Origin of the sequence: Gimesia maris, from assembly GCF_008298035.1 — a bacterium.
Lineage (GTDB): Bacteria > Planctomycetota > Planctomycetia > Planctomycetales > Planctomycetaceae > Gimesia > Gimesia maris.
This window is the reverse complement of sequence record NZ_CP042910.1, coordinates 2,988,208-3,011,629: the sequence shown is the minus strand read 5'-3', so window position 1 is coordinate 3,011,629 and position 23,422 is coordinate 2,988,208. Positions and strand designations below refer to the sequence as shown.

The window sequence follows — 23,422 nt, the reverse complement described above, 5'->3', positions numbered from 1 at the left end:
TGTTAATCCACCGATTGTAGCAGCCAGTCGGGAAATGAATCCAACCTGAACGAATTGGATTTTTTCTAATCTGCTGGAAGTAATTTCCCATCCGCATCGGTAAAATAAAAGCTTGAGTCATCGATTCATCCAAACAGGCTCAAAATTGAAGATCCTCATCCCCCTGAATGATTAAGTTCCAGAGGTACCATGATTCTACGATATTTAATTGGACTCCTGTTCTTACTCTGCCTACCGGCGCTGTCGATTCTGTCTGCAGAGCTTCCCCAAAAGAAAAGCAGTGACCGACATAAGATTGTTCTGATCGCAGGCCCCAAAAGCCATGGGCCCGTGGGAAACGGAATTCATGATTATCCCTGGTCGGTCAAACTGCTCAAGGTCATGCTCGACAATTCCAATATTCGAGACAAAGTTCAGGTCGAATATCATCTGGAAGGCTGGCCGGAAAATCCGGAGACGCTGAATGACGCCGACACGATTATGGTTATCTCGGATGGCCGAGACGGCGAGAAATTTACAGAAGCGCCTCACTTTGCCAGTGCAGCACATCTGAAACAGATCCAGCAGCAGATTGACCGGGGCTGTGGTTTCCTGACATTTCATTTCTCCACATTCGCCCCCGATCAGTATGCGAAACAGATTCAGAACTGGTCTGGCGGTTATTTTGACTGGGAAGAGAACGGAAAACGGAAATGGTATTCGGCGATTAAAACACTCAATGCGCCCGTGATGCTTCCCCATCCCGAGCATCCGATCTGCCGGGGCGTCGAACCGTTTGAGCTTCGCGAGGAGTTTTATTACAACATTCGCTTCCAGCCTGCAGATCAACGGCTGACTACATTATTGGAAGTCTCTGAACTCAAAGGACGCCCTGAAAACGGAAACATTGTCGCCTGGGCCAAAGAACGCAGCCAGGGGGGGCGCGGCTTTGGGACAACCTGCGGACATTATTATGACAACTGGCAAAATGCGGCCTTTCGAAAATTCATTCTCAATGCCATTGCCTGGACTGCAGGCATTCACGTTCCCCAATCCGGCGTAGAAGCCCGCTATTACACGCATCAGGAAATCACTACTGCTCTGGCCGGCATGCAGGGAACTGAACCCGCGTTAGTCGACACACAGCCCATTCGCGTTCTCATGTTCGCCGGCAATGAAGCACACGCCTGGCATAACTGGAAAAAAACCACCCCAGTCATTAAGCAACAGCTGGAACGAGATCCGCGCATCAAAGTGGATATCACGAATGACATCGAAGATCTGTCGAAAAAGAATTTGCAGAACTATCAGGTCATCGTGCAGAACTATACCAACTGGCATGATAAAACCCCATTAAGTAAAACCTCGCGCAACGCATTTATGAATTATCTGCAACAGGGCGGGGGGCTGATCTTAATCCATTTCGCCAATGGTGCCTTTCATTTCTCCCTACCCCAGGCAGGAGCGTCCGACTGGCCCGAGTATCGTAAGATTGTCCGGCGAGTCTGGAATCACCATGGCAAGGGGGAGCAGAAAAGCGGACACGACGCCTTCGGAAACTTCACCGTAAAGATTACCGACGACACGCATCCCCTTACACGGAACCTGGATGATTTTCCGGTGACCGATGAACTCTACTTTCGTCAGGATGGCACAGAACCGGTTGAGCCTCTGATTACTGCCAGATCCAGAGTAACAAAAAACAATGAACCGCTGGCCTGGACCTACCACTACGGGAAAGGACGCATTTTTCAGACGCTGCTCGGGCACAGCGAAAAAACCTACGACTCCTTTCCCCCCACTGAAATCCTGCGCCGCGCCACCGCCTGGGCCGCCCAGCGCCCCATTCACGAAATGGAAGCTCCACCAGCGCCAAAGAGAAAGCCCGCGCAACAAAACACACTCGTTCCGGGAAAATGGGGAAAGGCCCTCAATGCAAATGCAGGATCTGTTCTAACCAAAACACCTGCCGGGTTTTTAGACCACCGCCCATTGACAGCAGAAGGCTGGGTTAAACTACACAGTCAATCAGCTTTCAACATCCTGCTCGCCTGTGACCCCAAGAGCGCGGCTGCACATTGGGAGATGTACTCTTATGCCGGCAGCGGTTTTTTCAGCGTGTATCTGCCCGGACAGGGGGGAGAATTCAAGACGGGCATCAATATCTGTGACGACGAATGGCATTATGTCGCCATGATTCTGGAAGACTCGCGTTTGCGTCTGTATGTCGACGGCAAACAGGCGCTCGATTCGAAACTCCCGAAACGAAAATCGACTGAACCAGCACAGCGAAACATCGCTTTCGGACGGCTCGTCGAAAACAGGCTTGGTTGTGATGGCCTGCTGGATGATTTTCGTATTTCAAAAGGGACACGCGATTTTACAATCGTTCCCACAGCGCCCTTGAAACAGGATGACAATACTCTGTTCCTGCTCTCATTTGACTTGCCTGATAAAATAAAAATCTCGGATCGATCTGAACCAGGGAAATCAGTTCGCGTTGAAACAGCTACTACTGAAAAAGCACGCGATCACTGGGGCAAAGATGCGGTCGGGTTCGATCAGCCGGTTGAAGAAACCAGTGATAATCGCTGGCAGCAAACGGAGATGGGCACCTGGCTGGCCTGTACCGTGCCTTTACCAACTGGTCCCGTTAAAAAAGGGCTCTCGATCCGTGTCGGTAATAACCAGGCAGCCACAATCTGCTATGACACCGCTCACGGCAAAGTGAGGGGCATCTGGTCTAACGGATTTCTCAAACCTTCCCCGGAACGCTTTGGTCTGATCCGCGCACCATCACCGGTCGGACAGATTCATTTTTCGACAGCAGAGGGGCCTGGCTGGGAACAACCCTGTCAGTTCGTTGGTTCTCATGTGAATCGAAATCGGGTCACCCTGGAATACCGTATTGGAGAAACAACAGTATTTGAAACGCCCTGGTATGAGACTTCTCCAGAAAAGTCATATTTTACACGTGCCTTTGAAATCGGCCCTGGACAGGAAGAACTTAATCTAAACGTTGCTGCCGCCAGCGAGGTGCAATCTGTAGAAAATCATCCCCATCGAATGATCATGACGAAGCAGAACCGTCCGGTTATGATCGGCTGCGTCGGCGGAGAAGAAATCCATTCCCACATCAGCCCGAACAAAGAGCAGGGGGTCGCCAGTTTTGTGATCCCTCCCCGCAAAACTACACAGCGATTTCTCATCTATTACCAGATCAGTCCGGACGGCAATCCAGACACGGCCTACAACGCTCCCAATCTCTCAATACCAGACACACTGCAGACCCAACTGATCCCGGGACCACCTCGCTGGACCGAAACAATCACAACCGAAGGAGTCCTCAGCCAGCTGAATGCTCCTTATGTAGTCGACACGCTCACCATTCCGCATAAGAACCCGTACCACGCGCTCTTCTTCATAAGTGGTCATGACTTCCTGGAAAATGGAGACATGGCGGTTTCAACCGTGCACGGCGATGTCTGGCTGGTCAGCGGCGTTGATGCTGATTTAACCGAATTGAAGTGGAAGCGTTTTGCTACCGGACTGTTTCAGCCATTAGGATTGAAAGTGGTGAATAACAAGATTCATGTACTGGGCCGCGATCAGATCACGATCCTGCACGATCAGAATCTGGATGGCGAAGCGGACTTCTATGAATGCTTCAACAACCAGATCCCGACATCAGTCGGTGGCCATGATTATGTGACCTGTCTCGAAACCGATTCTTTCGGGAACTTTTTTTTCATGCATGCGCAGCAGGGTGTCATGCAAATCAGCCGGAATGGCAAACGATTGAATCAAATCGCATCCGGCTTTCGCAACCCCAATGGCATGGGAATGGGCCCTGGCAATATTATCACCGCATCCCCCCAGGAAGGGAACTGGACTCCCGCCTCCAACGTCACAGAAGTAAAACAGGGAGGCTACTACGGCTTTGGTGGTCCACAGATCACGCCGGACAGACCGTTGGGATATGATCCCCCGTTATGCTGGATCCCCCGACTGCAGGATAACTCCAGCGGCGGACAGGTCTGGGTCACCAGTCCGGACTGGGGCCCGCTGGAAGGTCAGCTGCTGCACCTGTCTTACGGTCAAAGTAAATTGCTGCTGACACTGCGGGAAGTCATCGCCGGACAATCGCAGGGGGGCACGCTCACGTTACCCCTGGAGTTTGAATCAGGAATCATGCGGGGGCGGTTCAGACCCGAAGATGGGCAGCTTTACGTCAGTGGTTTAAGAGGCTGGGTCACGAATGCGGTCCGCGACGGTTGCCTGCAACGTGTGCGCTACACTGGAAAACCGGTTCACCTGCCTGTCGCCGTCAAAACCATGCAGAACGGAATTGCTTTGACGTTTACGAACCCATTGGATCGTCAAAGAGCTGAGAACCCCGATAATTACGCCATTGAACAATGGAATTATCTCTGGTCACAAAACTACGGTTCACCAGAATATCGTGTCTCCGCTCCCCAGACCGAAGGTCGTGATGAAGTTGAAGTCATCTCTGCCACGTTGCTGCCTGATCAGCGCACGGTCTTCCTCGAATTGCCGCGTGTGATTCCTGTGATGCAGATGGGAATCACCTGGCAGTTGAACAGTCAGTCTGGCGAATTATTAAAACAGACCTACTATCATACGATCAATTCGGTTTCTTCGCGCAAAATGGAGGACTCGATTCTGGCACGTCGTCAGAAAAATGAGCTGCTCTCGCCAACTCAGGTGCAACAGCTGAAACCGGGAATTCTCTGGCGTTTCAAACAGAATCTGTCAGCCGGTTCCCTCGTGACTGATGCGCGCAGCAGTCGTCTGCTGGCATTATCTGTCGGTCCTGCAGAACCAGTTACCCCCTTTCTGAAGCCAGGTCGTTTTTCCGCTTCTGCAGAAGGCTATCTGCGCGTCCCCATTGCAGGTGATTACGAGCTGAGCCTGGAAGGTTCGGGAACTGCCCGCTTAAAAGTGAATCAAAAACAGATCATTCAGGTCACAGACTCTGACTTCAAACAGTCTGAGCCTGTGACCGTTCATTTGAAAAAAGGGTACAACCAGTTACAGTTAGACTACCAGAGCCAGCCTGATGGACGGGCCCGATTACGGTTGCTCTGGAAAGGCGAGGATTTTGCGGCCGAACCGATTCCACCTCAACTCTTGAGCCACACAGGGAATGACAGTCAACTGCTGGAACGACAGCAGGTCCGCTACGGACGTGAACTGCTCGCAGAGTTTAAATGCATCGCCTGCCATACACTGCCAGGCGAAGACACCTCATTTACACTCGCCCGACTGCAGGCCGACCAGTTCCTTTCAGAGAGTGCCGCGATGCCCGAATTATCACGAACTGCACCAGATTTGAAGAATATCGGAACGCGCGTGACGAAACGCTGGTTATTTCACTGGTTGTTGAATCCACAAAATTTACGGTCACATTCCAGGATGCCCGCGTTACTGGGAGACCCTGCTGAGAAGCAGACCATCCAGAAAGCAGCCGATTTAACTGCCTGGTTTGTGTCTCAGGCCCGGAAACCTGATTCAGATAACAGCAAAACACCAGACTTCAGTTCGGAAGACAACTCCGGAAAGTTTCTAACCGCTGGGACGAAGTCCTACGAAGTACTGGGCTGTATCAACTGCCATCACTTTTCAGTTGCCGAGGAACCAGATGAATATCAACGGCACTCACTCGCATTCATCAAACGTAAATTCACCGCTTCTCAACTGATACGCTTCCTGAAATCACCACACGAACACCACCGTTGGAGTCGCATGCCTGATTTCAAATTATCAACTGAGGAAGCAGTCGGACTCGCAGTGTATCTGATCGAGAATTCCAAAGGGAAAATCCAGAATGCCATGATCCCACCTGCCGGTTCCGCCAACCGGGGTAAGACGTTGTATGAAACGCTGGGATGTGTTCAATGTCATAGTTCACTTCAGGAATCACAACTGTCTGCAACGGGACTCCAGCCAGTTCCCATCAAAGCACAATCACTTTCCGCAGGATGCCTTGCCGAAACAGAAAAGAGGCCTGCTTCTGTTCCCGACTTCACATTTCATCCGGAACAATACGCTGCTATCCAGGCGGTCTTAAAAACGGGATCAGACTCCCTGTTCCGGCGGAGCGATTCGGAAACTGCTGAGCGATGGTTCCACCAGTTGAGTTGTTCCGCCTGTCACACCCGAGATTCCACATCCAGTCCTCGTGCAATTATCGTTGTCGAAGAAGGAGAGTCGGGATTACCTCCGGAACCTTTGCCAAGCCTGACATGGGCGGGTGAAAAACTGAAACCTCACTGGTCAGAAACTTTTATAGGTGGACAGCTTTCCTGGCGTCCCCGGCCCTGGTTGAAATCCCGGATGCCCGCCTTTCCCGCACATGCGGCGCTGCTGGCACGAGGAATGGCGGCCGAGCATGGAAAGTCCATCCACTCAACAAATGAGTCTTCAAAAACCGAACTTTCTCAGTCAGAAACACAAATTCAACTGGGCCATCAACTGACTTCGAAAACCGCTCTCGACTGTCGGCAGTGTCATGGTGTTGGAGACAACTTGCCAACCGGTGATGATAAAACAAAAATCGCACCTGGGATAAATTTCGTACACATCCGGGAACGGCTCGATGATGACTACTATCGGCGGTTTGTCCTCAATCCACCACGATTTGATATATCCACCAAAATGCCTCGTCTTTCCGCGAACGGAAAAACAACTAAAATTACCAACATACTGGATGGGAATGCGGATCTACAGTTCCAGGCCATCTGGCGTTACATTCAGAGTCTGGATGAACAACCTCGCTCCTTCAGAAACAACTGAGACGGCTGTTCTGATCGAAAAATTTCAGGATAATTAAAAAGATGACACGGTATATCAGAACCTCTCATGGTTCACGGAATTCCTCGTTTAAGATGCGGCTCATCATCGCTGTTGGCATCGCACTGTTCAGTTACGTTTCGTACCTGATGAAGTCCGATGTCAATGAAGTCACCGGGGAGAATCAGCGGGTTGCTTTAACAGAACAGCAGGAAATCGCGCTGGGGCTGCAGGCGTTGCCCGCCATTCTGCAACAGCATCAGGGAGAACCCCCCGATCAACAGGCCCAGGCGTATGTTGATCGTGTCGGACGACGGCTGCTTGACAGTTTCAATGCCGCGCTGGCAAAAGAGGGGCGACACAACCCTTATCGGTTCAATTTCCACCTGCTGAAAGACAATCAGGTCGTTAACGCGTTTGCCTTGCCCGGCGGGCAGATCTTCATCACGGCTGCCTTGTACAATCAACTCGAGACAGAAGGACAACTCGCTGGCGTACTGGGACATGAAATTGGACACGTCCTGTCTCGGCATGGTGCTCAACAGATGGCAAAACAGGAACTCACACAAGGTCTGGCCGGCGCGGCCGGTGTGGCCGGCGGAGATGTCAGCAGCGCCCGCCTGGCGGCGATGATTGGCTCAATGGTGAATATGAAATATGGTAGAAAGGATGAACTCGAGTCGGATCGCTGGGGTATCAAACTGATGGTCATGGCAGGCTACGATCCTCACGCCATGATCGCAGTCATGGATATTCTGAAACGCTCTGCCGGTCCCGGCAGGCAGCCTGAAATCTTCAGCACGCACCCCGATCCCGGAAACCGTATCGAACGCATCCAGTATTTCATACAGCAAGCGTATCCATCAGGGCTCCCGCCTGATCTCGAACCCTGAAAATTGAATGAATTGAATACGGGAAACTGATGAAATTCCGGAAATTTCATGTTTATTGACAAGTCATTAAAGTGCTCCTGAACAAAACATCCGATAGAAACAAGATAGTGAATTGACTTTGCTCAGGGATAAGTTAAGATATCGGTAGAACGAGCTGGCGATACGATTAGTATTGACGCTATGAGATAGTTTTGATAAACACTACTGATAAAGACATCTCAGGAAAGCCGTTTTTCAATGAGGATCTCCCCCGCTTTTTGAGATCAATAACCCACCAATCAGAATAAAAAATTACTGATTACCCATTTGGCTTTTTATGTATGTGAGTCGTTTCCGGCGGGGCCTTGGTCTTCATCGGCGCCACCCTCGATTAAATTGGGGCGGTCGCCTGTTTCTTGAAAGTAATTGCTCTTTCATGTTCGCGCTGAGAGATATTGACGTATCTGAACCAGTTGCAAAACTACCAGACCAGTTCACTGGCTAAATAACATTATCCTCTGAAGGTTATCTGTCTTCTGTTTTGATGAAATGACATCAGAAGGCCCCCGAAATCTTTTCGTCGTTTTGTCGCCTTTATTCGATGACAACGGAGTGAATCCTGATTCCGGGTCGAGTTAGTAAAACATTTAAAAGTTCCTTATTAGCAACCATTTATCGGTTGACGGAACCTGATTGAAACGATTGAATTCTAGTAACAGTTTTTGACCACAATATTTTTTGCCTGAAAGGATATCGGCAAGACGATCACCCTGTAAGAGGCATTCGTCAACAAGTTTGTCAAAGCATTCTGTTCTCAATGCCTGGGCCAAATCCTTTTTACTGTTTAAAAAAGCGATTGTCCTAAGAGTTGGAATATTCAGGCCAAGATGGTCGAGTCCGCAGACGGGCGAGTTATTCCACTGTGTGAGTCTTTCTTCAAGAGATCAGGATTTCGCCAGTATCATTAGCTGGCTTTGATCTGATTTCCGCTGGATGAAGAGTCGACACGTTCAGAAGTATGCCAGCTGCATTCAAGTATCATTGCAGGCTCTCTGCTGATAATGATTCTGTCTTGAAGCATTTGTCTGTCACTTCATGAGCCGTTCATGCTGTAGTTGTGTCTCTAATTATTTCGTAACTATTTTTATAATCATTTGGTGTTTCTGTATGGCCGCTAAAAGTTCTGAAACTTCAGACAAACCCAAACCTGCACGTCGAAAAACGACAAAACCGCGAAAAAAAGTTGAACGCGCGACGGAAGACACTTTAGAAAAAAGTGAGACCGACGCCCTGCAGGATGAGTACCGCCGCAAGGCCGAAGAAAACCTTGAAATGTTCGAAAACACTCAATCCCACCAGAGCGATGCAGAACCTGAAAGAGAACCCGCAAGCATGTCAGATACCTCTTCTGAATCCACAGGCGATAACAACTCAAACCGCTCAGACGGTGATCAGTCATCCGACAAATCCGGAGGCAACCGTCGTCGGAGGAGACGCAGAAGAAAATCAGACGGTACTACCAGCCAGGGACCTGGACGACAGGGTGGCCAAAATCAGAATGCAGGCAACCGGGGACGTGCCAACTCCAACAACCGTGGCGGAAATCGATCGCGATCCGGCGGCAATGCGGGAGGCAACAGAACACAAAACCGCAGACCTCGCTCCAATACTCCTGTCGACGAAAATATTTCAGGAACCATTGAAGGGGTACTCGAGCTACATCCCAAAGCTTACGGCTTTATCAGAGACCCTAAATCCAACTACAAGGCCCAGGATTCCGACGCTTTCGTTTCCAGTTCTCTGATCGAAAAACACAATCTTCGTGAAGGAATTCTGATTCGCGGCGAAGTAGGGCCTGGTACTCGTGGCCAGGGTCCTCGACTCAAATCGATCGAAACGATTGATGGCCGTACTGTCGAAGAATACATGCAAATCAAATCGTTCGATGAGCTGACTCCTATCAACCCGTTTGAACAGATCAAACTGGAAACAGGCCCCATGCCGATCACAATGCGCATCATGGATATGCTCACTCCGATCGGCAAAGGACAACGTGCACTGGTAGTGGCTCCTCCTCGAACCGGTAAAACAATGCTGCTGCAGGATATCGCAGAAGCAGTCAGTACCAATCACCCCGAAATCCGCCTGATGGTGCTGCTGATCGACGAGCGTCCCGAAGAAGTAACGGAAATGCAACGTTCTATCAAAGGCGAAGTCATTTCTTCTTCAATGGACCGGGATGTCGAAAGTCACGTCCGCACCAGTCAGTTGATTTTTGAACGTGGTAAGCGACTGGCGGAAGCAGGCGAAGACGCCTTCATTCTGCTGGACAGTATCACCCGTACCGCACGTGCCTTTAACAAATGGGTCGGAAACACCGGACGTACCATGAGTGGTGGTCTGGATGTGAAAGCCATGGATATTCCCAAAAAGATGTTCGGAACCGCCCGTCGATTTGATGAAGGTGGATCCCTGACGGTACTGGGAACCGCTTTGATCGATACGGGCAGCCGCATGGATGAAGTGATCTTTCAGGAATTCAAAGGAACCGGCAACATGGAAATGGTTCTCAGTCGGGAACTGTCCGACCGCCGTATCTTTCCTGCCATTGATATCACGCTCTCCGGAACACGTCGTGAGGAAAAAATCCTGGCCCCCGAAGTACTGGAAGGTGTCACGATGCTCCGTCGCAGTCTGATTTCCCTGAACCCGGTCGAAGCCATGGAACAACTCAGCAGTACCCTCAAGAAATTCCCGAGCAATAAAGAATTTCTGGAAAAGATCCGCGCCATCCTCTAGGTCGAATCATTTAACCATTGCGTCTCCCCAAATATTATACGCGGCTCAAATAGCCTTGGAGACGTTACAGTAACACTGGACATAGCCTAAGTCCGCTGGAGTCTGGACACAGCAAGACAGCAATTCGCTCAACTGCAGGATCCCTTAGAACAGGATATCACTGGTGGACCGTGCCGATTCTGATTCGCAGTCACACGATAATGAATCCAGTGAATCGCAGACTCTTCAGCCTGCGGCCAAACCCGGTCAGAAACGAACTGCGATATACCTGCGTGTCATACTATTGATTGCCCTGGCAGGGATTGCTGGCATGGTTTATTTCCAGTACCGTGATCTCCTGACACTGAAATATCTGGCCACGCAGGAAGATCGCTGGCAGGATTTTGCCGCAAAATACCCGGTCTCAATTTACCTGGTTGCCTTTTTGATCTATACCGGAATCACCGGCCTCTCCCTGCCTGGTGCAGTCCCATTAACCTTATCTTATGGCTGGTTTTTCGGATTCTGGAAAGGCCTGCTGCTCGTCAGCTTTGCATCCACGGCCGGCGCAACCCTGGCATTCTTAACCAGTCGCTATCTGTTTCGCGCGGCAATTCAAAATCGCTACAGCGATCGCTTTACCAGTTTTAATCAACAGTTTGAAAAAGAAGGGGCCTTCTATCTCTTTACGCTCAGACTGGTTGTCGCGGTTCCGTTTTTTCTCATCAACCTGTTAATGGGCCTCACGACGATTCGTGTCTGGACATTCTGGTGGGTCAGTCAACTGGGGATGCTTGCCGGGACCGCCGTTTATGTCTACGCTGGCACGAGTGTTCCCACCTTGCAGGAACTGTCCAGCCAGGGAGCCCGCGGGATTTTGTCCCCCCAGCTGATTATTGCCTTTATTCTACTGGGAACGTTTCCTCTACTTGTGAAGAAATCAGTGAATCGACTGCGGAAACAGACTTGAACCGAGTTCTACAAGAATCGTAAGAGATCAGCATGACCGAATCGCTTCAGATTGATCCCCCCGATGAATTTAATCAACAGCTGGTGAAACAGGTCCACCCCCCGGACTGGATCAACCCTGAACCGGATGGCAGATACAATCTGGTTGTGATCGGCGCGGGAACAGCTGGCCTGGTTACTGCAGCAGGTGCAGCAGGGCTCGGGGCAAAAGTGGCATTGATCGAGCGGCACCTGATGGGGGGCGATTGCCTGAATACAGGCTGTGTGCCTTCAAAGGCCATCATACGATCTTCCCGGGCAATGCATGCGGTCATGCAGGCAAACGAACTGGGAGTTCTTAGCGATCGCAAATCAGTGGCAATCAACTTTCCACAGGTTATGGAACGCATGCGTAAACTGCGGGCCGACATCAGCAAACACGATTCTGCACAACGGTTCAAAGACCTGGGAGTGGATGTTTTTATCGGCGAGGCCAGCTTTCTCAACCAGTCAATCATTCAAGTTGATCAACGTCAGCTTGATTTCAAAAAAGCAGTAATCGCCACAGGTGCCCGGGCGGCTGTCCCCGAGATCGAAGGACTTAAAGAAACCGGCTTCCTTACCAATGAAACCATCTTTTCATTAACAGCACTGCCTCCCAGGCTGGCCGTATTGGGAGCAGGCCCCATCGGTTGCGAATTAGCACAAACATTCGCCCGCTTCGGTTCGGAAGTCACTCTGATTCAATCTAAACCCCAGATTCTGCCCCGGGAAGACCGTGACGCGGCGCAAATCATTCAGAGGCAACTGGAACAGGATGGCGTCAAGATCCTTCTCAATGCAACCACCACTCAAGTGTCTCGAACCGAAACCGGTAAGAAGATTCAAATCGACACTCAAGGAAAAGTGACGGACTTCATCGCCGATGAAATACTGATCTCTACCGGACGTGCCCCCAACGTCCAGGGTTTAAACCTGGAACAGGCAGGCGTGAAATACGATGAACGAAATGGCATAGTCGTCAATGATTTTCTGCAGACTACCAATCACGACATTTATGCTGCCGGTGATATCTGTTCTCGTTATCAGTTTACACATACTGCAGATTTTCAGGCTCGTATTGTCATTGGAAACGCGCTGTTCAAAGGGAGAAGTAAATCCAGCCAGTTGCAGATCCCCTGGTGTACGTACACAGATCCAGAAATTGCACACGTCGGATTGTATCCACATGAGGCGGCTGCAAAGAACATTCGTATCCAGACTTTCATCCAGGAATTGAAAGACGTCGATCGCGCCATTCTGGATGCCGAAACAAATGGCTTTGTAAAAGTTCATGTCAAACAGGGAACCGATAAAATTCTGGGGGCCACCATTGTCGCCAGCCATGCAGGTGACCTGATTTCTGAAATTTCGGTCGCCATGAAATCAGGTATGGGGTTAAAACAACTGGCCAGTGTCATTCATCCCTACCCTACGCAGGCAGATGCCATCCGAAAAATCGGCGATCAATACAATCGCACCAGGCTCAGTCCATTGATCAAAAGTATTTTCAATAAATGGCTCACCTGGAGCCGCTGACATGAATTGATGAACTGAATGTAACACGAACTTCCGTTTTTCACTTTGGAATGAGTAGAATTTCTTGCATTCCTGCCGCACAATGCTGCAGAGGAATTTGAAGTCCGCTCAGATAGAGCGAACAGGAGCAAGCCAGCATATTCGCACAGAAAACATCTATTTCAGAACTGGCAGAGTCCAATGACAACCGACTATCAGAATTTCTTCGGCGATTTACATAATCACAATCAAGTAGGTTATGCACTCGGGTCACTCGACCGCTCTTTTGAAATCGCGCGAAATCATCTTGATTTCTATGCTTTTACCCCTCATTCCTACTGGCCTGATGTCGTCGATTACGATGGTAAAATCACGCACAAATGGAAAAATGGATTTCATATCGCCCGCGCCCGCTGGCCGGAAGTCGTACAACTGGCGAAAGACTTCGATTCACCGGGAGAGTTTGTCACGATCCTGGGTTACGAACGACATGGTACCGAAGAAGGGGACTACCACATTCTCTTTCCGGACCTTCAGGGAGACTACGAACTCATCGACGACCTTGCAGAACTTCAGGCATTCGCGAGACAGCGGGGCTGCCTGATGATTCCCCATCATCCTGCCAATCGCCTGGGCCATCGTGGATTTGATGCCACCAAATTGGCATCCGATGTTTCACCTGTCCTGGAAATCCATTCCGAATGGGGGTGTGCCGAACATGACCGGGCTCCTTTTCCCTATAAAAGACACACGGAAGGGGGACGCTGGACGAAACACACGCTTCAATATTATCTGAACCAGGGCTATCGTCTCGGAGTGGTTGCGAGCACGGACGATCATCTGGGATACCCGGGCGGTTACCGCGAAGGCCTGGCTGCCATCAAAGCATCCGAACTGACCCGCGATGCCTTATTCGACGGATTGCGTAATCGCCGTACTTACGCGGTCTCCGGTGATCGCATCGAACTGGACTTCTATCTCAATAATCAGATGATGGGGCAGGAACTCCCTTTTACTGATGAACGTGAACTGAAGGTAAAGGTGCAGGGCTGGGATGAAATTGATCGTGTGGAAGTTTTGAAAAATGGACGTGTGATTCATCGTGACTTTCCTGTTGATAAATCTAATGGAGCCCATCCCTGGGACAAACCGGTGGTTCTGCGTTTCGAATATGGCTGGGGTCCCTGGCCGGCTTTAGGCTGGGGAGGCACGGCTGACTGGAATTTCAATGTCGATATCGACGGTGGCGAGATCCAGCAGATTCAGACCTGTTTTACCACCGGACCACTGGATGAATTCCGCCGTGATCGCATTTTGGAACAGACACCTCAGCAGTTGAAAGTCCAGTCGTTCACCGCTCTCAAACAGCAGGTTGATGACTGGTCCCAGAAAGCCATCGTCATGCGGATTCAGGGAGATGCCGACACCCGGATATCGGTTTCCTGTCAGCAGCCCAGTGAATGTCAGCTGACACAAAAGTTTTCAGACCTGGCGGTCAGCAATGAAATGTTATTTACCCGACCGTTTCCCTGGGAATCGGCTATGCTGCATCGGCTTGTATTTCATAATCAGTGGAATACAGAATTTACATTCATCGATCAGAGTGATGGCAACCAGGATGACTGGTACTATGTCCGCGTCATTCAGTCCAATGGCGAGATGGCCTGGTCCAGCCCCATCTGGGTCAATCAGAAATGACTTTTTCTGCATAATCGGCGAATTTCGTTTTTTCTGACTCGAATACAGCATTTAAACCTCTCGAATTGAATGAAGCAGCAGGCAGAGAATTGATTCCTGAGCTGACTTTGATTTAAAATAGATCTATTAAATATCTTAACTATTCCCTTTCAACCTTTTTGAAAGCTACCCCCGACAATGGTTGACGACACCAGCCAGACCATCAACCTGTCAGCTCCTGTTTTAGAAAAGCTGGAGGCAGGAAGCCGACCGTTCTCCATTCTGATTCAAAAATTAGCCGGAATCGTAGGAAAAACCGGCATCCTGTATAATGCGGATGAACTGCTCGTTTACGAATGTGACGGATACATCGTCGATAAATCCGCGCCGGATATTGTCGTCTTCCCCACCACGACCGAACAGGTTTCAGCAACAGTCAAACTCTGCAACGAATTCAATGTTCCCTTCCTGGCCCGCGGTGCCGGAACCAGTCTCTCGGGCGGTTGTCTGCCCATAGGGGGCGGCGTCATGATCGTATTGACCCGCATGAAACAAATTCTGGAACTGAACCTCAGAGATCGATACGCGATTGTAGAACCAGGCATGGTCAACCTGCACCTGACGAATGCCCTGAAAGGGACCGGTTATCATTACGCTCCCGATCCTTCCAGTCAGGGTTCTTGTACGATTGGCGGAAATATTGCCACCAACTCCGGTGGCCCGCATACGCTGAAGTACGGAGTGACAACCAACCATGTGCTGGGACTGGAAGCGGTCCTGCCTGATGGCACCATTGTGGAACTGGGTGGCCCCACCGCGGAGGTTCCCGGTTATGACCTGCATGGCGTCTATGTCGGCAACGAAGGTACCTTCGGCATCTGTACCAAGGCCATCGTCCGCCTGACACGTGATCCGGAAGCCCATCGCACGATGCTGGCTGTCTTTCAGACGATCGGTGACGCCACCCGTGCGATCTCCGAAATTATTGCAGAAGGGATTATTCCCTCCGCCCTGGAAATGATGGATCACGGGATTATCCAGGCAGTGGAAGAAGCATTTCACTTTGGTTTTCCACTGGATGCAGGCGCAGTGTTACTGATAGAAGTCGATGGGCTGGAAGTCGCTTTGGATGCGGAAGTTTCAAAAATCCTGGAAATCTGCAACAAGAATAATGTTCGGGAGATTCAGCGTGCTGACACTCCTGAAGAACGCATGCTGATCTGGAAAAGTCGCAAACAGGCCTTTGGAGCCATCGGTCGACTCAGCCCGAGCTACTGTACCCAGGATGGAGTTGTTCCCCGAACAAGGCTCCCGGAAATTCTCGAATTTATAGAACAGACCAGCGAAAAATATGGTTTAAGAATCGTCAACGTCTTTCACGCCGGAGATGGTAACGTGCATCCGATCCTGCTGTTTGATGAACGCGATCAGGGACAGATTCAACTGGTGCTCGAAGCCAGCGAGGAGATTCTGGAAAAGTGTCTTGAACTGGGTGGCAGCGTCACCGGAGAACATGGAATTGGTGTGGAAAAAATCAATTTCATGAGCCGCATTTTCAATGAAACCGATCTGGCCACAATGGAAAAGGTCCGAAATATTTTTAACCCGCGGCAGATCTGCAGTCGAGACAAGGTGCTGCCTCAACATACTTCAGAGAATTCACCCAAGGTGGTCCAGGCACATCCGGCCCGTCGCGCACCACACTGAACCAGACACATTCTGCCCGCACGATTCATTCACAATTCATTTATTGCAACAAGGCTTCTGAAAGTAGAACTATGTCCCCGCTCCAATCTGGTTCGCAGGAAGAATTTGTTCCCGCTTCCCAAACGGAATTAAGCCGCTTCATGACAGAAAATGCTGCTGCAAATCACAGGCAGTTGTTTCCTGTCGGTGGACGAACATCGCTGGCTGTCTGCTGTCCCGCCAGCCAGACTGGTATACAACTCTGTACCTCACAACTCAATCGGGTGGTAGATTATCCTGTCAAAGACTTAACGATCACTGTCGAAGCAGGGATGCGCATCGACGAATTGAATAAGATGGTTTCGGCGGAAGGACAGCGACTTCCCCTCGATATCCCGCAATCCAACCGGGCGACAATAGGTGGAGTGATTGCCACAAATACCAGTGGTCCGAAACGGTTTTCCTTTGGAACGATTCGCGATTATGTTATCGGAATGTCTGCGATTGACGGTCAGGGAAACCTGTTCAAGTCGGGTGGTCGTGTAGTGAAAAACGTCGCTGGATACGATCTGGGAAAAATGCTGGTCGGATCACTGGGTACCCTGGCCGTGATCAGCCAGGTATCGCTCAACCTGAGACCAAAACCACAGACGATGTCCATGGTCTGGTTTCAGTTCGATTCCTGTCAGACAGTTGATCAGGCACTGGAAGCAGTTGTGACCTCGGGGACACGTCCGATCGCTGTGGAATATTGTAATGCCAAAGCAGCCAGACAAATTGCAGCAGAAGCCCGCCTGGAACTGCCAGCGGATCATCATACTTTGTGTGTCTGTTTCGAAGGGCCTGAAAATGAAGTTCGCTGGCAGACCAATCAAATTGCCTCTGAATGGAAGCAGTACTCTCCACTGAGCGTCCAATCTGTGGAGACCGAGGAAGCCACACGGCTTTACAATGCATTTACCGAATATCAGACATCTTCAGATGACCCGGTGACACTCAAAGCGATCCTGCTCCCTTCACAGATGATGAAATTTGTGGAAATGGCTTCTCAGCTGAATATTGCAGTACAGGCACACGCCGCTGATGGAATTGTATTCGGACATTTACCCGACTCTGCCAGTTCCCTGGATGATGTTCAACAGATATTTAATCAGTTGAAAACAACCATTGACTCGAAAACAGGTTATTTGAACATCTATCAGTGTGAGTCTGACTGGTCTGACTCACTGCCTCTTTTCTGTTCGCCTCCCGCAGGCTGGGATCTGATGAAACAGTTTAAAAATGCGTTAGACCCTGAACACCTGCTGAATTCACAACGGTTTAATGAGCTGGTCCAAAATTAGAATCGTGCCCTACGCAATCTCCTTTGACTAATAGAATCTCGCATACGAGTTAACATATGAAACCTGGCAGTTCTTTCTCTCAATCCGTTGATGTCTCAAAAGATTCCACAGAAATCCCCGGTTCTGAAATCCCTTACGAGAAATTTCTGGACTGTATTCACTGTGGTCTGTGTACCGCAGCCTGTCCCACTTATCTGGAAACGGGGAATGAAAACGACAGCCCGCGTGGACGCATTTACCTGATGCGAGCCGTGGTAGACCAGCGGGTTGAACTATCTGACGCCGTGCGCGGACATCTGGATCTGTGCCTGGACTGTCGTAGTTGTGAAACCGCATGTCCTTCCGGAGTCCAATATGGCCGCCTGATTGAACCCTTCCGCGTCGATATTCAGAAAATGGATGCCCGCCAGGGCAAAGGGGCACAACAGGACTGGTTCCACCGCTGGATCCTTTACCGCCTGTTTCCTTACCCCGGTCGAATTCGGATGACATTAGTGCCGGCACGGATCATGCAGGCTCTGCGAATCGACAAACTGATGAATGCCTTGAAACTGACCAGCCTGCTGCCGGACAAACTGAAGCGCATGAATGATCTGCTGCCACGCCTCAAGCCGGCGGAACCCGATCTGCCGGAAGTTCTGCCAGCCCAGGGTACGCAACGCGCCCGGGTTGCATTTTTTACTGGCTGTGTCTCAGAAGCGATGTACAGCCATGTGAATCGGGCCACCGTTCGAGTCCTGCAGGCCAATGGTTGCGAAGTCGTGATTCCCCAGACCCAGGCTTGCTGCGGCGCCATCCATTATCATAGCGGTGCCGACCAGGCTGCAATGGAATTTGCGTTACAGAACCTCTCCGCATTCGACCTGGACGATATCGATGCCATCATCGTCAATGTCGCCGGCTGTGGTGCCATGCTGAAAGATTATGGCCATATCGCAGAGGAAATCGAGGGAGTTTCTGAAGAACACAGAGAGCAGTTGAAACGGCTGGCATCAAAGTTCAAGGATGTCTCCGAGTTTCTGTTTGAACTGGGTCCGATTGCCCCCCAGGGAGAAATTCCCTTTCGCGCGACTTACCATGATGCCTGCCATCTGGTCCACGCTCAGAAAGTTCAAAATCAGCCCCGCAAGCTGCTGGAATTGATTCCCGCACTTGACCTGATTCCCCTCAACGAATCGACAATCTGCTGCGGGGCCGCAGGCAGCTATAACCTGACACAGCCGGAAATGGCGGACCAGTTGGGCAAACGCAAACTGAACAATATTCTGAAAACCGGAGCAGAAATCGTCATCAGCGGTAATGTAGGCTGCACACTGCAGATCGATTCCAAACTCCGCCAGTCTCAGCAACCACTCTGGGTGGCGCATCCCATGGAACTGCTCGATCTCAGCTATCGCGGGCAGAAACCATCATTTTAGATCGCATCAGAGTTCATCATAGCGCCTCTTTAGCGTTGATCCCCGGCACCAATCGTCCTGGAGCCGCTCCAGGAAAACGGAATACAGTCTGTACCGTTCGATTGAACCCGCTGGGCAGAACGACTAATCTACACCACAGAGTCGCTTAACCAGTTACTGTTTTACGATAAAGAGTTTACTCATGTCAGATCATCTCCCCATCCAGGCCGTCGCCTTTGATCTGGATGGTTTAATGTTTAATACCGAACACGTGTTTTTTCTTTCTGGTGATGCACTCCTGCAGCGTCGTGGCAAAACGATGACCCCCGATATCCTGCGGGGCATGATGGGACGTCGGGCTCTGGAAGGATTTGAACATCTCTCCAGCCATCTGGAGAAGCCGGAAGATCCTCACGAACTCTGGCTCGAAAGCCAGGAAATTTTTCGTTCGCTATTGCAGGAACACCTGAAACCCATGAAAGGGTTGTTTGAGCTGCTGGACTACCTGGAAGAGTTGGATATCCCCAAGTGTGTCGCAACTTCATCTCCACGGCCTTACCTCGAGACTCTGCTCGTCCAGTTTGACCTGACACATCGTTTTCCCATCAGTTTGACTGCGGAAGACGTCACCCACGGCAAGCCTCATCCGGAAATCTATCTGACTGCTGCTGAAAAAATGAGTGTCACCCCCGAACGGATGCTGGTCCTGGAAGACAGTGAGACAGGTACGAAATCGGGAGTCGGAGCAGGGGCATATGTGGTTTCGATTCCACACGAATACAGTAATTATGGCGACTTCAGTTCGGCTCGGTTCATTGCTGACAGCCTGACCGATGCGCGTGTGCTCGACCTGTTCTCGCCTCAACATTCATAATCTGCTTTGCTCAAAAAGCAGCGTTCTCTATGCCGCGATCAGAGGATAGCGATTCAAAACGAGTGAAGATTAAATAGAGGTGCACTCAGATGCCATTTCAAACTTCCCTGGCCTGGTGTGATCACTGAATCAAACTGAATACACGCGGCGTTGCCAGGTTTGAATGTGATGTAGCCACCACCGATCAGTTCCGAAGTACAACGTGCCACATCAGGCATGTGTGCGACGACTGCGACACGTTCATAAGCAGTCTTACTGACGAACGAGAGCAGTTCCTCCAGATTCAAACCGAAACCAAGCCAGTTCTGAGGATGACAGAAGTCGTCATCCAACTCCGCTACTTCCTGCAGGATCCGTGCGGTTTGAGTGGTTCTTACCAGCGGGCTGTGCAGAATCAAGTCAGGGCAACTCTGATGCTCGACCATCCATTGCGCCACCTTGCGAAACTGATAACTGCCATGTTCGGTCAAAGGTCTGGCAGAATCTCCTCCAGGTACAACGCCGGCATGCTCCGCTTTTCCATGCCTGATAATAATCAGCTCCATCTAATTCCGCTTTCCATCTTATTTCAGGGTGTTACCAGTTTTGTTTTTGTTGCCGCGGATGGCTTCAGATGCGAATCCATCCAGCCATACATCAACTCGCGTGATTCATGCGCGACAGAATGACCTTTTCCGTGTACAAAAAATGCGAAGTTCTGCGGTGCCTTTTCCAGTTCGTACACATCCATGACTTTGAGTAACATCAGCACTCGCTGGCGTTGAGTCAGGGGATCTCCATCATTCAGTCCGGACAGGTCCAGAAAAGCCCGCGGCGCGATCAGAGCCATGATTTCATGAAAGTCAATCGGAGGCAGTTCCCCTTTCAACAGGTCAGGGCGGATGTGTTTAAAGTAGATATACCAGTGATCGCGGGACCAGGCTTCCACTTTTGAGTTCTGGCGGAAAAAAGAGGCACTGCAGTTACCAGCGGCGGCCTGGACACGATCATCATAGGCTGCGAGAAACATCGATCCATGCCCGCCCAGAGAATGTCCCAGCACCCCAATTTTATCGGGCACTACTTCTTTCATTGTCTGCAGCACATCGATGGCAATCGAGTGCTCGTAGGTAAATTTGCCCACAGCAGTCCACTCGGGATGTTTTTTGTAAAATGCCTCGGTATCGTAAGGACCTGCTTTGGGAATGCGGTGACCGGCAACAAAATGGTCGGGAGCAATCACCACGTATCCTCGCCGACATAAATGATCCAGGTAGGCTTTATCGGGATTCTCAATCAGACCGGCTGCCCGCGATTTTCCCTGTTTATAAGTTCCATGCAAAGCAACGACCGCAGGAGCCGGTCCCCGCAAGAACAAAGGGACTCCCAGGTAAGCATGCGCCCGTTCATCATCTTCGACCTGATAACTGATCAATTGTCGGCGATAGACACCATCCACGATCACCGTATCATGAAACTGAATTTGCAGGTCTGGTTTATCAGGTTTGAACTGGTCTCGGATCAGGTTTAGATAGCGTTTTTTGAGCACCTTTTTATGCTCAATCCAATCTTCCGGAGTATCAATGCCGTCAAGCAGATCATCCCAGGATGAGTTGATGCTCGCTGGCTCTGACCGTTTTCGGGTGACACCGTCTTCTGCCTGAGCCGTGCCGACAGGACCTGCCACCATGATAAGACAGAGCCATAATAACGTGGATTTAATTCGCATAGACCTACCTGATATTAAATAATAATGAGGGTGCATTATCACCCAGCCCTGCTATGATTCTCAACAACTTAATCGCTTTTTCTACTGATTTTCTTGTCTTAATTTTCCAAACCTCTGAACTGGTATCGTTATGAAGATATTAAAACTGACGGCGAGTTTGAATTATCGATTGCTCTTTTATGTCGCAGTTTTCCTGCCTGTACAACTGCAAGCCGAGCAGGGCATCATCCAGCCCCAGACTCAATCAGGACACAAGTCAGAAGTGATCACAGAACTGATCCAGCCAGCCAACATCACGCATGAACAGGGTGCCGCCTACAGTGCGCGCCTGAAAATCCAGAGACCTGCTGACAAAGATGCAAAATCCCGATGTGAACTTCTGGAAAATGGAAAACCACTTCCATTCCCCCACGCCCTTCACAGACGAATCAGAGAGCAGGGCCGAGGCCACTATAGCCATTGGACTCCCGGGACTCTCTATTTCTCCACCAGTGACTCCACTGACCCCAGAACGAATGGAAGAAAATATGAACTGGTCAGTACCGAATCCTATCTGCAAAAAACAGCCTCATTCGTTTTGACGGAATCAAATTCGGAAATTACTGTTCCCGTGGATCTCGATAGAGAATCTCATCCCCTCAAAATGATCTGGCAGAACCTCGACTCAAAAACCACGATTACACCGGCCTGGAAATGCAAAGGAGCGCCTGATCTTTCCAGTCAGTCAGCAATGCTGGCCAGCATTCTCAAACCCGGTATGAACGCGGAAGAGAAATCGATCGCCATCTGGAGGTTCCTCGTCGACTGGCGCTACCACTACGATCCGGCAGAGCAGGGGGACGAACTCCATGATCCCGTCAAATTCCTGAATGTGTATGGTTATGGTTTTTGTGATGACTGTGCGACCAACTTCATGGTCCTCGCCAGAAAAGCAGGTTTGCAGAGTCGCGTCTGGGGCCTCTCAGGACACGTCGTCGCGGAAACCTTCTACGATGGTCAATGGCATATGTTCGACCCGGATCACCAGGTCTTTTATCGGAATCGGCAGGGAAAGATCGCGGGGGTCGAAGAACTGGCAGAACAGCCTCAGATCATCACCCAAACCCCCAGGGACCCGCTGGGAAGCCCATCTGAACTGATTGCGAAACTGTATACTTCCACTGCAGACAACCGGGTGAATGAGAGGCAACCACAAATCAGAGACACCAGCGTTTTACCGGTACTCGAACCTTTAGACTACGTCGAGTTCCGCTACTCCAACCCGGAACGGGTCCATCAAAAAAACAAATCCCACTCTCCAGAACCTCCCTTAGCAGGAGAGGGCATTCTCAAACGAACGGTTCGGGACCTGCATGATCTCAAACAGACTGCAGGCAATCAGCGACAATGGCAGTTAAGCTGGCCTTACGTCTTACTGTCAGGGCACATCGATCTCGCATTAAATTCTTCAGAGATTCATCCACGCATTTCCATTTCGAATGACCAGAAGTCCTGGAGACCACTGCAGGGAGAGATCAAAAAGAACCGCTTGCGTCTCTCGCTCAATGAATGGATTCGGAAACAATCCACGGCCGTCTATCACTGCTTTATCAGGCTGGAAAGTCCGCACCAGACAGACCCGGCAGCACTGATCGACCAGGCAGCAGCGGAATTACGTTTCCAGTTTGCCCCCCGCGCTCTGGCACATGTCCAGAATGGCAATAATGATTTTGAAATGAAGCTGGCGACGGAACCTGCAGGACCAACAAAAGGTCTGCGAGTAGAGCTCATCTGGAAAGAAACCGATTGAA

13 protein-coding genes are annotated in these 23,422 nt (G+C 50.4%); 11 read left to right on the top strand and 2 right to left on the bottom strand.

The genetic code is table 11. The features are described 5' to 3' along the window. The first annotated feature begins 189 nt into the window (after positions 1-189). From GmarT_RS11255 to GmarT_RS11210, 10 genes are all read left to right on the top strand, one after another. Positions 190-6,795, top strand: coding sequence for a ThuA domain-containing protein (locus GmarT_RS11255; protein ID WP_002647948.1), 6,606 nt, complete (start codon positions 190-192; stop codon positions 6,793-6,795). 41 nt (positions 6,796-6,836) lie between these two features. Continuing rightward, a complete protein-coding gene (locus tag GmarT_RS11250; RefSeq protein ID WP_002647949.1) occupies positions 6,837-7,685 on the top strand; it encodes a M48 family metalloprotease in 849 nt (282 codons plus the stop codon). Between the two features lie 1,146 nt (positions 7,686-8,831). Further along, positions 8,832-10,463: a transcription termination factor Rho gene (gene rho / locus GmarT_RS11245; RefSeq protein ID WP_002647950.1), complete on the top strand. Its 1,632-nt coding sequence runs from the start codon at positions 8,832-8,834 to the stop codon at positions 10,461-10,463. A 163-nt stretch (positions 10,464-10,626) separates the two neighbouring features. Next, positions 10,627-11,412, top strand: a complete 786-nt coding sequence (locus GmarT_RS11240) for a TVP38/TMEM64 family protein (protein WP_002647951.1) — start codon at positions 10,627-10,629, stop codon at positions 11,410-11,412. A gap of 32 nt (positions 11,413-11,444) precedes the next feature. Further along, on the top strand, positions 11,445-12,968 hold the full coding sequence (locus GmarT_RS11235) for a mercuric reductase (RefSeq protein WP_002647952.1): 1,524 nt from the start codon (positions 11,445-11,447) through the stop codon (positions 12,966-12,968). A 180-nt stretch (positions 12,969-13,148) separates the two neighbouring features. Next, complete coding sequence (locus GmarT_RS11230) at positions 13,149-14,645, top strand: DUF3604 domain-containing protein (RefSeq protein ID WP_002647953.1); 1,497 nt, start codon at positions 13,149-13,151, stop codon at positions 14,643-14,645. Between the two features lie 177 nt (positions 14,646-14,822). After that, a complete protein-coding gene (locus tag GmarT_RS11225; protein ID WP_002647954.1) occupies positions 14,823-16,331 on the top strand; it encodes an FAD-binding oxidoreductase in 1,509 nt (502 codons plus the stop codon). Between the two features lie 71 nt (positions 16,332-16,402). Continuing rightward, on the top strand, positions 16,403-17,653 hold the full coding sequence (locus GmarT_RS11220; protein ID WP_002647955.1) for an FAD-binding oxidoreductase: 1,251 nt from the start codon (positions 16,403-16,405) through the stop codon (positions 17,651-17,653). A gap of 56 nt (positions 17,654-17,709) precedes the next feature. Beyond that, entirely contained in the window at positions 17,710-19,071 is a 1,362-nt protein-coding gene (locus GmarT_RS11215; RefSeq protein ID WP_002647956.1) for a (Fe-S)-binding protein, read from the top strand. Positions 19,072-19,252: 181 nt separating this feature from the next. Next, on the top strand, positions 19,253-19,924 hold the full coding sequence (locus GmarT_RS11210) for an HAD family hydrolase (protein ID WP_002647957.1): 672 nt from the start codon (positions 19,253-19,255) through the stop codon (positions 19,922-19,924). Between the two features lie 53 nt (positions 19,925-19,977). On the opposite strand, the gene sixA is transcribed toward GmarT_RS11210, so the two are convergent. Both sixA and GmarT_RS11200 read right to left on the bottom strand, forming a co-directional pair. Further along, positions 19,978-20,469, bottom strand: coding sequence for a phosphohistidine phosphatase SixA (gene sixA, locus GmarT_RS11205; RefSeq protein WP_002647958.1), 492 nt, complete (start codon positions 20,467-20,469; stop codon positions 19,978-19,980). 23 nt (positions 20,470-20,492) lie between these two features. Continuing rightward, on the bottom strand, positions 20,493-21,632 hold the full coding sequence (locus GmarT_RS11200; protein ID WP_044239193.1) for a dienelactone hydrolase family protein: 1,140 nt from the start codon (positions 21,630-21,632) through the stop codon (positions 20,493-20,495). A 130-nt stretch (positions 21,633-21,762) separates the two neighbouring features. Between GmarT_RS11200 and GmarT_RS11195 the strand changes: the two genes are divergently transcribed. After that, on the top strand, positions 21,763-23,421 hold the full coding sequence (locus GmarT_RS11195) for a transglutaminase-like domain-containing protein (protein ID WP_002647960.1): 1,659 nt from the start codon (positions 21,763-21,765) through the stop codon (positions 23,419-23,421). The last annotated feature ends 1 nt before the right edge of the window (position 23,422 follow it).

Bases quoted from the DNA above. Each gene is read 5' to 3' on its own strand.
- GmarT_RS11255 (WP_002647948.1), top strand. From the start codon at position 190: ATGATTCTACGATATTTAATTGGACTCCTGTTCTTACTCTGCCTACCG.
- GmarT_RS11250 (WP_002647949.1), top strand. From the start codon at position 6,837: ATGACACGGTATATCAGAACCTCTCATGGTTCACGGAATTCCTCGTTT.
- rho (WP_002647950.1), top strand. From the start codon at position 8,832: ATGGCCGCTAAAAGTTCTGAAACTTCAGACAAACCCAAACCTGCACGT.
- GmarT_RS11235 (WP_002647952.1), top strand. From the start codon at position 11,445: ATGACCGAATCGCTTCAGATTGATCCCCCCGATGAATTTAATCAACAG.
- GmarT_RS11230 (WP_002647953.1), top strand. From the start codon at position 13,149: ATGACAACCGACTATCAGAATTTCTTCGGCGATTTACATAATCACAAT.
- GmarT_RS11225 (WP_002647954.1), top strand. From the start codon at position 14,823: ATGGTTGACGACACCAGCCAGACCATCAACCTGTCAGCTCCTGTTTTA.
- GmarT_RS11220 (WP_002647955.1), top strand. From the start codon at position 16,403: ATGTCCCCGCTCCAATCTGGTTCGCAGGAAGAATTTGTTCCCGCTTCC.
- GmarT_RS11215 (WP_002647956.1), top strand. From the start codon at position 17,710: ATGAAACCTGGCAGTTCTTTCTCTCAATCCGTTGATGTCTCAAAAGAT.
- GmarT_RS11210 (WP_002647957.1), top strand. From the start codon at position 19,253: ATGTCAGATCATCTCCCCATCCAGGCCGTCGCCTTTGATCTGGATGGT.
- sixA (WP_002647958.1), bottom strand. From the start codon at position 20,469: ATGGAGCTGATTATTATCAGGCATGGAAAAGCGGAGCATGCCGGCGTT.
- GmarT_RS11200 (WP_044239193.1), bottom strand. From the start codon at position 21,632: ATGCGAATTAAATCCACGTTATTATGGCTCTGTCTTATCATGGTGGCA.
- GmarT_RS11195 (WP_002647960.1), top strand. From the start codon at position 21,763: ATGAAGATATTAAAACTGACGGCGAGTTTGAATTATCGATTGCTCTTT.